The sequence below is a fragment of the Steroidobacter denitrificans genome, from assembly GCF_001579945.1.
GTDB classification, from domain to species: Bacteria; Pseudomonadota; Gammaproteobacteria; order Steroidobacterales; family Steroidobacteraceae; genus Steroidobacter; species Steroidobacter denitrificans.
Window position 1 is genome coordinate 1843431 of the sequence record NZ_CP011971.1, and the last position, 12437, is coordinate 1855867.

General features: G+C 65.8%; 13 protein-coding genes. 11 read left to right on the top strand and 2 right to left on the bottom strand.

What is annotated here, in order from left to right; all coding sequences use genetic code 11:
* Nucleotide 1: 1 nt before the first annotated feature.
* Nucleotides 2-1042, bottom strand: coding sequence for a secretion protein HlyD (hlyD, locus tag ACG33_RS08375; protein ID WP_066920311.1), 1041 nt, complete (start codon nt 1040-1042; stop codon nt 2-4).
* Complete coding sequence (locus ACG33_RS08380) at nt 1039-1656, bottom strand: TetR/AcrR family transcriptional regulator (protein WP_066920313.1); 618 nt, start codon at nt 1654-1656, stop codon at nt 1039-1041. Before ACG33_RS08380 ends, hlyD begins: the two co-directional genes overlap by 4 nt.
* A 212-nt stretch (nt 1657-1868) precedes the next feature.
* Between ACG33_RS08380 and ACG33_RS08385 the strand changes: the two genes are divergently transcribed.
* From ACG33_RS08385 to trbL, 11 genes are all read left to right on the top strand, one after another.
* Nucleotides 1869-2813 carry a LysR family transcriptional regulator gene (locus ACG33_RS08385; protein ID WP_066920315.1) on the top strand — a complete coding sequence of 315 codons (945 nt, stop codon included), beginning with the start codon at nt 1869-1871 and terminating at the stop codon, nt 2811-2813.
* Nucleotides 2810-3088: an EexN family lipoprotein gene (locus tag ACG33_RS08390; protein WP_066920317.1), complete on the top strand. Its 279-nt coding sequence runs from the start codon at nt 2810-2812 to the stop codon at nt 3086-3088. The genes ACG33_RS08385 and ACG33_RS08390 overlap by 4 nt, the downstream gene beginning before the upstream one ends.
* Nucleotides 3089-3324: 236 nt before the next feature.
* Nucleotides 3325-5331: a conjugal transfer protein TraG gene (locus ACG33_RS08395; RefSeq protein ID WP_066920319.1), complete on the top strand. Its 2007-nt coding sequence runs from the start codon at nt 3325-3327 to the stop codon at nt 5329-5331.
* Complete coding sequence (locus ACG33_RS08400) at nt 5328-5792, top strand: ribbon-helix-helix protein, CopG family (protein ID WP_066920322.1); 465 nt, start codon at nt 5328-5330, stop codon at nt 5790-5792. Before ACG33_RS08395 ends, ACG33_RS08400 begins: the two co-directional genes overlap by 4 nt.
* A complete protein-coding gene (gene trbB, locus ACG33_RS08405; protein WP_066920323.1) occupies nt 5789-6841 on the top strand; it encodes a P-type conjugative transfer ATPase TrbB in 1053 nt (350 codons plus the stop codon). The genes ACG33_RS08400 and trbB overlap by 4 nt, the downstream gene beginning before the upstream one ends.
* Nucleotides 6838-7221 carry a TrbC/VirB2 family protein gene (locus ACG33_RS08410; protein WP_066920325.1) on the top strand — a complete coding sequence of 128 codons (384 nt, stop codon included), beginning with the start codon at nt 6838-6840 and terminating at the stop codon, nt 7219-7221. Before trbB ends, ACG33_RS08410 begins: the two co-directional genes overlap by 4 nt.
* Nucleotides 7218-7502 carry a VirB3 family type IV secretion system protein gene (locus ACG33_RS08415; protein WP_066920327.1) on the top strand — a complete coding sequence of 95 codons (285 nt, stop codon included), beginning with the start codon at nt 7218-7220 and terminating at the stop codon, nt 7500-7502. The genes ACG33_RS08410 and ACG33_RS08415 overlap by 4 nt, the downstream gene beginning before the upstream one ends.
* A 12-nt stretch (nt 7503-7514) precedes the next feature.
* Nucleotides 7515-9974, top strand: coding sequence for a conjugal transfer protein TrbE (gene trbE, locus ACG33_RS08420; RefSeq protein WP_066920329.1), 2460 nt, complete (start codon nt 7515-7517; stop codon nt 9972-9974).
* Entirely contained in the window at nt 9971-10708 is a 738-nt protein-coding gene (trbJ, locus tag ACG33_RS08425) for a P-type conjugative transfer protein TrbJ (RefSeq protein ID WP_066920331.1), read from the top strand. Before trbE ends, trbJ begins: the two co-directional genes overlap by 4 nt.
* An 11-nt stretch (nt 10709-10719) precedes the next feature.
* Entirely contained in the window at nt 10720-11058 is a 339-nt protein-coding gene (locus ACG33_RS08430; protein WP_066920333.1) for a hypothetical protein, read from the top strand.
* Nucleotides 11055-12422, top strand: coding sequence for a P-type conjugative transfer protein TrbL (gene trbL, locus ACG33_RS08435; RefSeq protein WP_066920335.1), 1368 nt, complete (start codon nt 11055-11057; stop codon nt 12420-12422). The genes ACG33_RS08430 and trbL overlap by 4 nt, the downstream gene beginning before the upstream one ends.
* Nucleotides 12423-12437: the final 15 nt, after the last annotated feature.

Consider the following 12437-nt stretch of genomic DNA (forward strand, 5'->3'; position numbering starts at 1 on the left):
CTCAGCGTTCCCCGGTGCGTCCGGTAGAGCCGGGTTGGGCATCGACCGCGATCGTCACCGGCATGCCCTGGCGCAGGGCACCGTCGCTGTCGGCTTCGTCGATGACGATGCGCAGCCGGTACACGAGGTCGGTGCGCAAGTCCGTCGTTTCCACGGTCTTGGGCGTGAACTCGGCGCGCGGCGAGATGAAACCCACCTGGCCGCGATAGATCTTTTCCCCGGAGTCACTTTCGACGCGAACCGCGGTGCCGGGTGCGATGCGGCCCAGATCCTGCTCGCCCACGTAGGCGCGCACGTACACAGGCTTGTCCAGGCTCAGGCTGTAGACCGCGCTCTGGCTCGCGACCATGCTGCCGGGTTCACGCACCCGCGCGATGATGGTTCCATCGCTGGGCGCCATCAGTTCGGTGTCTGCGAGGGACGTGGAGGCTTGTGATGCGGCTGCCTGGGCAGCCGCAAGGCGCGCCTCGGCCGCGGCAATGTCTTCCTTGCGGAAGCCTTCGGATGCTTGCGACAGAGCGGCCTTGGCTGATTCGACGCTCGCAGCGGCCTGATCCCTTGCGGTGCGGGCGGCATCGACCGTGCGCTGGCTGCTGGCACCCGATGCAAGCAGGCCGCTCTGGCGCTGAAAGTTGCGCTCGGCCTCGGTGGCGAGCGCCTGGGCCTGTCTGAGCGCCTCGCGCGCCTGGGTGATTTCCTGCGGCCGCAGGCCACGGCGCAACTTGTTCAACTCTGCCTGAGCCACTTGAGCCTGGGCCTGCGCTGCCGCGAGAGCTTCCCGATACGGCTGCGCGTCAAGCGTCGCCAGGAGCGCGCCGGCGCTGACGGCGTCACCCTCGTCGAACGCCATTTGCAGCACCCGGCCGGGCTGGCGGAAGGCCAGTTGCACCTCGCGAATGTCGACGTTTCCGTACAAGTACAGCGGACTGCCATCAACACTTGGACGCTGCATCCAGAAGTAGCCGAAGCCGCTGGCTATCGCGACGAACGCGGCAACGACAAGCGCACGCTTGGATTTGTTGGAAAGGCCGTTGAACTTCATTGCCCGGCCTCCAAGTCGCGGATACCACGAAGGTAAATGGCAAACACACCTGGTGCGTCGCGACGGATGCGCGCTACATCGCTGTCCAACAGCGACTGCATCACTAACCCCTGAATGGAGCCGATGAAGAGGACAGCGGCTGCATCCAGGTCCAGTTCGGCATCCAGTTCGCCCCGCGTCTTGCCGGCTTCGAGCAGGCGACGCAACCGCTCGCCATAGTGATGAATTAAGGTCTGCACCATTCGCTTGGGCAGGGTCTCTCCCGGCCGCTGCAATTCGCCGAAGAGCATCCTCGGCACACCCGGATGGTCGGACACGAAGTCGATGTGCGTCATGAAGACCGCCTCAAGGGCGGCGATCGGAGACGCCACGCCTTCTGCCGCCTTGTCCACCCGAGCCAGCAGACGTTCCGTGACCCAGGACATCACCGCCTGCAGGATGGCGTCCTTGGTCGGGAAGTGACGAAACAAAGCCCCTTGGGTCAGCCCCATGCGCTGGGCGATGGCCGTGGTCGTGATGTCGCTGGGGTTCTGCTCGGCTGCCAGATTGACCACTGCCTCGACTGTGGCCGCGCGCCGCTCATCGGCCGGCAGATGCTTGGGGTGTCCGCTCATTGCTTGCACTTCCGAAAGTAAGTAATCTATTACTATCTTATCATTGCACAGACTTGCCGCAAGAGGGGAAGTGCGAAAAGGAGACCGCGATGGACAACAGAACCGTTATCTCTGATGGCTGGCAACAGCCGACTTCGGGCGGACGCAAGCGTTGCCCTCCGCGCCTCATTGGCAGCAGGGAGCCGGCACACCCCAAGTGTGGCGGGATGTAAATGGAACTGCGCCATCTTCGGTGCTTCGTTGCTGTTGCCGAAGAACTCCACTTCGCGCGTGCCGCCGAGCGGCTGCATATCGAGCAGTCGCCCTTGTCGCGGGCCATCAAGGAGCTGGAAGAAGAACTGGGCGCGGTGCTATTTGTTCGTACCACGCGCAGTACGCGACTGACCCGCACCGGCACGCTGTTTTTGGAGCACGTGCGTCGTGTCTTTGCGGCCTTGGAACAGGCGCGCGAAAGTGTGAAAGCCGCAGCGAATGGCTTTCATGGGCAACTGCGCGTGGCCTTATCCGACGGTATCACCCCATCGCGTCTTCCTGCTTTGCTTGCCCTCTGCCGACAGGAAGAACCCGAGGTAGAAATCCGGTTCTTCGAGGTGCCACTATCGCAACAGATCAAGGGTCTGCATGACGATCTGTACGACGTGGGGTTTGCGCAATCCGAAGACGTGGGCGATGGCATCGTCACCATTCCCGCCTGGACCGATGCGCTCATGGTGGCGGTGCCCGCGCGACATACGTTGCTTGCCCAAAAGCGCATTTCCCTGGAAGAGCTTCTGCGCTATCCCTTGGTGTTGTGTGATCCACAAGTCTGCGAGGGCCATGCAAGACACGTGGAGCGCATCTTGCGTCGCGTGGACATGGAGCCATTGGTTATCGAACGCGTGGCTTCCTGCGACCTCATGATGGTCCTGGTGTCGGCTGGGTACGCACTCGGCCTGGCAGGTGCCGCGCACATTGCCTCCAGCCGAGAATCTGGCGTGGTGGCTCGTCCGTTGGCATCGCGTGTACCGCCACTGACGACCTACTTGTTGCGCCTCGATGGCAACCCATCCGATGAACTGGCGCGGTTCATTGAGCGAGTGCAGGCCATCGACTCACCTGAAACCCCCAAGCCGATGCGGGGCCGCAACTCTGATCCTCCGGAGGAACTGATGCCATGAAAAAGATCATCCTGTCCTTGCTCTTGGCCGCATTGACCGCATGTGGCCAATCCGAGGCACCTCAGAAGGCCACCGAATCGGAATCAAGCATTCCGACGGTGGAACAACTGGCAGCCAATCCCGAACGGCTCAAGGAACTGCGAAAGCAATGCAAGACCGACCGCTCCAAGCTGGGCGATGTGCTGTGCAACCGGGTCGCCGAAGCCACGCGCAAGCGGTTCTATGGCGACGGCGAAACCCCCTATACACCGCCGAAGGAGTCGCCAAAGTTCTGATTGTTGGCCGCTCGCCGATTCGCCTTCACTTTTTTTCTCGACACGCCGCAATGCGCCCGCGCTTGCGGCGTTTTTATTTGGCTCGCCACCGCACTCATTCTTTCTTTTTCCTCGACCTTTCTGCTCTAAACGGTCTTTGACCGGCACTGGCCCGGCACCGATCCTGACGCCTGCGGCACGCCCTTGTGCCGCTTCTTCCATGAGGAATCAGCGCAGGAGAAATCGGAGGCCAGGTCATGCAAGGGACGAACGTGCTGTTCGGTCAGATCGCCGTGGTATTCGGCATCGTGATCGCCGGCGTGTGGGGCGCCACACAATGGACAGCAGCCGCCCTTGGTTATCAAGTACGCCTTGGCTCTCCCTGGTTCGATCTTCTTGGCACGCCGATCTACCACCCGTGGAAGCTGTTTGAGTGGTGGTTCTCTTACGGCGCCTATACCCCGCAAGTCTTCGACACCGGCGGAGCCATCGCCGGTGGCAGTGGCATGGTCGCCGTGGTCGTCGCCATTGCCATGTCGGTCTGGCGCTCGCGGCAGGCACGCCTGGTCACAACCTACGGCTCGGCCCGTTGGGCGAACGCACAGGACATTCGCAAGACTGGCCTCACGCAGCCGGTCGGCGTGTTCCTCGGCCAGCACGATCGCCAGTACCTGCGACATGAAGGCCCGGAACACGTCCTGACCTTCGCGCCCACGCGCTCGGGCAAGGGTGTCGGCCTGGTGGTGCCCACCTTGTTGAGCTGGCCGGCATCGGCGGTCATCCACGACATCAAGGGCGAGAACTGGCAGATCACCGCCGGCTGGCGCAGCCGATTCAGCCACTGCCTGCTGTTCAACCCGACCGATGCGAAGTCGGCGGCCTACAACCCGCTGCTGGAAGTGCGGCGCGGCGCGCATGAAGTGCGCGACGTGCAGAACATCGCGGACATTCTGGTCGATCCCGAAGGCGCGCTGGAGAAGCGCAACCATTGGGAGAAGACCAGCCACGCGCTGCTGGTCGGGGCCATCCTGCATGTGCTCTACGCGGCAGAGGACAAGACGCTGCGCGGCGTCGCCAACTTCCTCTCCGACCCGGCCAGTCCGTTCGAGCTGACCTTGCATCGGATGATGACCACGCCCCACCTGGGCGGTGGGCCGCATCCTGTCGTCGCTTCGGCGGCGCGCGAAGTGCTCAACAAGTCGGACAACGAGCGTTCCGGCGTGTTGAGCACCGCCATGTCATTCCTCGGCCTGTACCGCGATCCCACGGTGGCCGAAGTTACTTCGCGCTGCGACTGGCGCATCGCCGACCTGATCGCTGCGGAACATCCGGTGTCGCTGTATCTGGTGGTGCCGCCTTCGGACATTTCGCGGACGAAGCCCCTCATTCGTCTGATCCTCAACCAGATCGGGCGGCGCCTGACCGAATCGCTCGATGGCTCCGACGGCATCCAGCGCCGCCACAAGCTGCTGCTGATGCTCGATGAGTTCCCGGCGCTGGGGCGCCTGGACTTCTTCGAGACGGCGCTTGCCTTCATGGCCGGCTACGGCATCCGCAGCTTCCTCATCGCGCAGTCGCTCAACCAGATCGACAAGGCGTATGGGCAGAACCATTCCATCCTCGACAACTGCCACGTCCGCGTGACGTTTGCGACGAACGACGAACGCACGGCCAAACGCATTTCCGAAACGCTCGGCACCGCCACCGAATTGCGTGCGCAGCGCAACTATGCGGGCCACCGGCTCGCACCGTGGCTCGGGCATCTGATGGTGTCGCGCCAGGAGACGGCCCGCCCGCTGCTGACGCCGGGCGAGGTGATGCAGCTTCCGCCTGACGAGGCGGTGGTGATGGTGTCCAGCGTCGCGCCAATCAAGGCCAAGAAGCTGCGCTACTACGCGGACGCCAATTTCAAGCGCCGCGTGCTGCCGCCGCCCGCGCTTGCGGGCGGCCAGTACGCCGACGCGCCGCCGTTGCGCCCGGACGACTGGAGCGGGCTGGCGATTCCGCCAACTCCTGCCGCACCGGCTATCGCATCCGCCGATGGCTTGGGGAGCTTGACCGCCGACGACGGCGGCCCGCGCCGTCAACCCGAGCTTTCCGAAACCGTCGCTTACGCACCCGAGTTGGCCGCGCCCGCAGCCGATCTCGCGCTGCTCGATGACTACGACGACCTGCCGCTTCCCCTTCCTCGCCAGCTTGATCCAGCCATGCAGCGCACGGCCCGGCTGGCTTCCCTCGACCCCAACGACGGAATCGAGCTATGAGCCACTACCGCCTGAACCTCTTTATCCAGCCCGAGCACGCCAAGCGGCTCGATGAACTGGCCGCCAAGAAAGGCGTGTCCAAGTCGTCCATCGTCGCGGCGGCACTCGCATCGTGGCTGTCGCCCGATGCCGCCGACCAGCGCGAGGCGGCCATCGCCAAGCGGCTTGATCGGCTGTCGCGACAGGCGGAGCGCATGGAGCGCGACCAGAACATCGCCATCGAAACGCTGGCGATGTTCATCCGCTACTACCTGACCGTCAGCACGTCAGTTCCCGAAGCGCACCAAGACGCGGCCCGCGCCCATGGCAAGGCGCGCTTCGAGCAGTTCGTAGAGCAGCTTGGCCGCCACCTGATGCGCGGGCGCAGCCTGGTGCGCGACGTGGTGGAAGAACTGCATCCCGACCCGGTACGGATGGAGGACGCAGCGGCAGCCGCCGAAGCGCGGGAGCGTGCGTCATGAGCGCCATTCCCCAATCCATGAGCGCCACGTCGCTCGACCGGCGCATCCAGATGCTGCGCACGGCAATGGGGCCGCTGATCGCCACCGCGCTCGAAGACCCCGACGTGGTGGAAATCATGCTCAACCCCGATCGCACCCTTTGGGTAGATCGCCTGTCGTCGGGCCGCGCGCCTATGGGCGTGGAAATTCCTGAGGCCGATGGCGAGCGAATCATTCGCCTGGTCGCTGCCCATGTCGGCGCGGAGGTGCATCGCGGCCAGCCCCTGCTATCGGCCGAGCTGCCCGAAACCGGCGAACGCTTCGAGGGCATCTTGCCGCCCGCCGCGCCGGGGCCGGCCTTTGCGCTGCGCAAGCGCGCCATCGGCGTGATTCCGCTGGAGCGGTATGTCGTGGAGGGAATGATGACCGCCGCCCAGGCCGGCTTTCTGGTGCGCGCCGTGCGCGAGCGCCAGAACATCCTGATCGCCGGGGCCACCAGCAGCGGCAAGACCACGCTCGCCAATGCCTTGCTCGCCGAGATCGCCGCCACCGGCGACCGCGTGCTGGTGCTCGAAGACACGGTGGAGCTGCAATGCGCAGCCCGCGACCACGTTCCGCTGCGCACGCGCGCCGGCGTGGTGTCCATGACCGAACTGGTGCGCTCATCCATGCGCCTGCGGCCTGATCGCGTCGTCGTCGGCGAGGTGCGCGGCGCCGAGGCGCTGGATCTCATCAAAGTATGGGGCACCGGCCATCCGGGCGGCATCGCCACGATCCACGCCGGCTCCGCGCTCGGCGCACTGCTGCGCCTGGAGCAACTGATTCTCGAAGTGGCGGTGAACCCGCCCCGTGCGTTGATCGCCGAGGCGGTCAACGTGGTGATCCACATCGCCGGACGCGGACGCAAGCGCCGCATCGAGAGCATCGCCCGCGTCGTGGGTTTCGACGGCGTGGGCTACCGATTGGCGGATGCGCTGGAGACGCCGTTTCCCGAGCTGCCGCTATTTCCCGAAGCCGCACCTGCTGCGGCGATTTCCCCGTCCCCTGACCAACTTGGAGAACTGCCATGACGCAGATGATCGTTCCTATTTTCCGTTTCTCTGCAAATCCGGCTTTGCGCCTCGCACGGCTGCACCGCCTGGCCCGCCCTGCGGCCCAAGGGCTGATGCTGGCCGCGCTGCTGCTGTTCCTGGCTGGAACCGCGCAGGCCGCCGGCTCCTCGATGCCGTGGGAAGGCCCGTTGCAATCCATCCTCGAATCCATCCAAGGGCCGGTGGCGCGCATCGTGGCCGTCATCATCATCATCGCCACGGGCCTCGCACTCGCGTTCGGCGACACGTCGGGCGGCTTCCGCAAGCTGATCCAGATCGTGTTCGGCTTGAGCATCGCCTTCGCTGCGTCCTCATTCTTCCTGTCGTTCTTCAGCTTCTCCGGCGGGGCTGTCGTATGAACGCAGCCAACGAGGGAGCGCCGCGCTTCGCGCTCGGTTTCGAGGTGCCGCTGCATCGCTCGCTCACCGAGCCGATCTTGCTGGGCGGCGCACCGCGCACCGTGGCGATTGCTAACGGCACGCTGGCCGCCGCCGTCGGGCTGGGCCTGCAACTGTTGATTCCGGGCGTGGTGCTCTGGATCGTCGGCCATTCGCTGGCGGTATGGGGTGCGCGCGTCGATCCGCAGTTCATGGCCGTGTTCGCCCGGCACATCAAGCACCGCCCGCTACTGGACGTGTGAGGGGATGCCGCCGTGCTGAACCTCGCCGAATACCGCCAGCGGCCCGCGCTGCTCGCCGACTGGCTGCCCTGGGCCGGGCTAGTCGCGCCGGGCGTGGTGCTGAACAAGGACGGCTCGTTTCAACGATCGTTCCAGTTCCGCGGCCCCGACTTGGACAGTGCGACGCAGGGCGAATTGATCGCCACGGCGGCGCGGCAGAACAACGCGCTTCGCCGCACCGGCTCTGGCTGGGCCTTCTATATCGACGCCGAGCGGATGCGGGCATCGCGCTATCCGCAGTCCTCGTTTCCCGAGCCGCTGTCGTGGCTGGTGGACGAGGAACGACGTGCGGCGTTCGAGGAGTCGGACAGCCACTTCGAGAGCATCTACCACTTCACGCTGCAATACCTGCCGCCGGAGGAATCGCGCGCCCGAGCCGCCAAGATGCTCTACGAGAACACGCCGACGAATGGCGTGGACTGGCGCGAGCGGCTGCAATCCTTCGTTGCGGAAACGGATCGGGTCTTTGACCTGCTCGATGGCGTCATGCCGGAAATCGCCTGGCTGGACGACAGCCAGACGCTGACCTATCTGCACTCGACCATCTCGACGCGACGCTATCGCGTGGGCGTGCCCGAAGTGCCGTTCCACATCGACGCGCTGCTGACCGACTCGCCGCTGGTCGGTGGCCTGGCCCCCATGCTGGGCGACAGGCACCTGCGCGTGGTGTCGGTGCGCGGATTCCCGACCTCGACCTGGCCGGGGATTCTGGACGACCTCAACCGCTTGGGATTTGGGTATCGCTGGAGTACGCGCTTTCTGTGCCTCGACAAATCCGAGGCGGAACGGGAATTGGGGCGCTTGCGCCGCCAGTGGTTCGCCAAGCGCAAGAACGTCATCGCGCTGCTGCGCGAGACGATCTTCCAACAGGAGTCGCCGCTGGTGGACACGGATGCCTCGAACAAGGCGACCGATGCCGACGCCGCCTTGCAGGAGCTGGGCAGCGATCAAGTCGCCTTCGGCTACCTGACGGCGACTGTCACCGTCATGGACGAGGACGCCGGCGCAGCCGACGAGAAGCTACGCATGGTGGAGCGTGTGATTCAAGGCCGGGGCTTCGTGACGATTCCCGAAACGCTTAACGCCGTGGATGCCTGGCTGTCCTCGCTCCCCGGCAACGCCTACGCCAATGTGCGCCAGCCCATCGTCTCGACGCTGAACCTGGCACACATGATGCCGGTGTCGGCGGTATGGGCTGGTCCCGAGCGAAATGCCCACCTCGACGGCCCGCCGCTGATCGTCACCCGCACCGATGGCGCGACGCCGTTCCGGCTGGTGACGCACATCGGCGACGTGGGGCACACGCTGGTCGCCGGGCCAACCGGCATGGGCAAGTCGGTCTTGCTCGCCACGCTGGCGATGCAGTTCCGCCGCTACCCCGGCTCGCGCATCTTCGCGTTCGATATGGGGCGTTCCATGCGCGCCACCATCCTCGGGCTGGGCGGCGAGCACTACGACCTGGGCACGGACGGAGAAATCGCCTTTCAGCCCTTGGCTCGCATCGACCGCGAGGGCTACCGCACCTGGGCCGCCGAATGGATCGAAGGCCGCTTGTTGCACGAAGGCGTGGCCATCGGCCCGGACGAGAAGGCCGCCATCTGGTCGGCGCTCGGCAGCCTCGCCGGTGCGCCGGTCGAGCAGCGCACGATGACGGGCTTGTCGGTGCTGCTGCAATCGAATGCGCTGCGCCAGGCGCTCGCGCCCTATGTGTTGGGCGGTGCCCACGGCAAGCTGCTAGACGCCGACCACGACCGGCTGGGCACGGCCGACGTGCAGTGCTTCGAGATGGAAGAACTGATGGCAAGCCCCGCCGCCGTGCGGTCGGTGCTCGGCTATCTGTTCGCGCGCTTTGACGAGCGTTTCGACGGCGCACCGACCCTGCTGATTCTCGATGAATCCTGGTTGTTCCTGGACGACCCGATGTTTGCCGCACGCATCCGGCAATGGCTCAAGACGCTGCGCAAAAAGAACGTCAGCGTCGTCTTCGCCACGCAGAGCCTGGCGGACATTCAGAACTCCAGCATTGCGTCCGCAATCATCGAAAGCTGCGCCACTCGCATCTTCCTGCCCAACCCGCAGGCGACCGAGCAGCAGATTCGCACGATTTACGAGGGCTTCGGCCTGAACTCGCGGCAGATCGAGATCGTCGCCACCGCGCAGCCCAAGCGCGACTACTACTACCAATCCCGCCTCGGCAACCGCCTGTTCGACCTCGACCTGGGGCCGATGACGCTGGCCTTCGCGGGTGCTTCCACGCCGCAAGACCAGCGCGACATAGACCGCGTGCTGCTGGACGCCGGCGCACCCGGATTCGCGGGCGCGTGGCTGCGCCATCGCGGCCTCGAGTGGGCGGCCGACCTGCTGCCCTCGTTCCCCGGCCTTGCGCCGGGTTCCCTCAGTACCACCAACCACCCATTGGAGAACCAGCCATGAAGATCCGTGCGCTTTCCATTTCGCTCGCCGCCGCGCTGTCGGTATCGCTGCTGGCCGTGCAGCCCGCATCCGCCATCACGGTGTTCGATCCGTCCAACTTCGTGCAGAACACGCTGACCGCGATCCGCACGCTGGAGCAGATCAACAACCAGATCCAGCAGCTTCAGAGCGAAGCGCAGATGCTGATGAACCAGGCGCGCAACCTGGCCAGCCTGCCGTCCAGCGTGGTGGGCCAGTTGCGCACCAACCTGGCGACGACCGAGCGGCTGATCGCCCAGGCGAAGGGCTTGGCCTACGACGTGACGAATCTGGATCAGGAGTTTGCGCGCCTGTACCCCGAGCAGTACGCCGCCACCGTCAGCGGCGACCAGATGTACCGCGACACGCAGGAGCGTTGGAAGAACACGCTCAACGGCTTGCAAACCACCATGCAGATGCAGGCGCAGGTGTCGCAGAACCTGGGCGAAGACGAAAGCGTGCTGGCCGACCTCGTGGGCAAGAGCCAGTCGGCCGAAGGCGCGCTGCAAGCGATGCAGGCCATGAACCAGTTGCTCGCCTTGCAGGCCAAGCAGTCGATCCAGTCGCAGCGGCTTCAGATCACGCAAGACCGGGCGGCTTCGCTGGAGCTGGCGCGGCAGGCGGCGGCCACCGAGCGCGCCCGCGAAGTGCGGCGACGCTTCCTCGGGGAAGGCACGCCGTACACGCCGCAGTCCGTCAACTTCTACCGCGACTGACGGGGGCCGACATGCGATGCGTCCTCGTCCTTGGTGCCGTGCTGCTGGCCGCCTGCGGCGAGCAGCCGGCCGACGACCTCGCCGATGCTCTGGCCGCCGACCCTGGGCGGCTCAAGGCATTGCGCGCGCAATGCGCGGCCCATCCACAACAGGTCATGCAGGCCACGGGCGAGGACGCTTGCCGCGCTGCCGCCGAAGCCTTCCGGCGGCGCTTCTTTTCCGGCGAAGCTGGGCCGGACGAATACCGGACGCTGGCCGATCTGCCGCCGATTCCGGCGAGCTTCGACACGCCCGCCGATGACGCGCCGGAAGGCGATGCGCCGCTCGCCGCTGCGGAGAGAACGCCATGAATGACGTGACGGTCATCGACCGCTTCCTCGATACCTTCTCGCGTTACATCGACTCGGGTTTCGGGCTGCTGCAAGGCGAAGTGGCGTTCCTGACCGCCACGCTGATCGTCATCGACATGACCATCGCGGGCCTGTATTGGGCCATGAGCCACGCCACCGGCCAGGGCGAGGACGTGATCGCCAAGCTGCTGCGCAAGGTGCTCTACGTCGGTGCTTTCGCCTACATCATCGGCAACTTCAACTGGCTGGCCGGCATCGTGTTTCGCTCGTTCGCCGGGCTGGGCATCACCGCCACCGGCTCGGCCATCACGATGGAGAACTTCTTGCAGCCGGGCCGGCTCGCCAAGACCGGCATCGACGCCGGGGCGCCGATCCTGGAGCAGATCGGCGACCTTGCCGGCTTCCCCGAGGTGTTCGTTAACCTCGACCCGATCGTGGTGCTGTTCCTCGCCTGGCTGGTGGTGATCCTGTGCTTCTTCGTGCTGGCAGTGCAGCTTTTCATCACGCTGATCGAGTTCAAGCTGACCACGCTCGCGGGCTTCGTCCTGATTCCGTTCGCGCTGTGGAACAAGACGAGCTTCCTGGCGGAGAAGGTGCTGGGCAATGTGGTGTCGTCGGGCATCAAGGTCTTGGTGCTGGCCGTGATTGTCGGCATCGGTTCGGGCCTGTTCGCGCAGTTTCAGGTGCATCCCGCCGAACCGTCCATCGACCACGCGCTGGTCGTGATGCTGGCCTCGCTCGCGCTGCTGGCGCTGGGCATCTTTGGCCCCGGCATCGCCACGGGCCTCGTGTCCGGTGCGCCGCAGCTTGGCGCGGGTGCGATGGCGGGTGCCGCCATCGGTGCGGCCGGGACGGCGGTGGCTATCGGCGCAGCGGCTACGGGCGTCGGTGGTGCTGTCGCTGCTGGTGCGCGCATGGCCCCGGCAGCCGCCAAGCTGGCCGGAACTGGCGCGCGCGCCGCCACGTCGGCGGCCAGCAGCGCGAAGTCGGCCTTCCAGGCCGGTTCCGCTGCTGCGGGTGGCGGTGCCAAGGGCGCGATGGCGGGGCTGGGCAACGTCGCCAAGACCGGCGCGCAGACCGCCGGACGCGCTGCTGCATCGCGTGCTTCTGCCGCTGGGCAGCGCATGGCCGCGCCGTTCCGGGAGGGCTGGAACGGCGACGCTGGCGCTGGAACTGGTGCATCTGGGCAGTCCGCCGCAGTCGAAGCCGCGGCCGTCGCGGCCAACGCACAACCCGCCTGGGCCAAGCGCCTGCATCGCAGGCAGCAACTCACCCATGCCGCGACCACCACCGCCCACACGCTGCGTGGGGGCGATGGCGGCGGTTCGGGCCAAGGCCCGAGCCTGCGCGGCACCGATGACTGATGCGACTCATAAGGA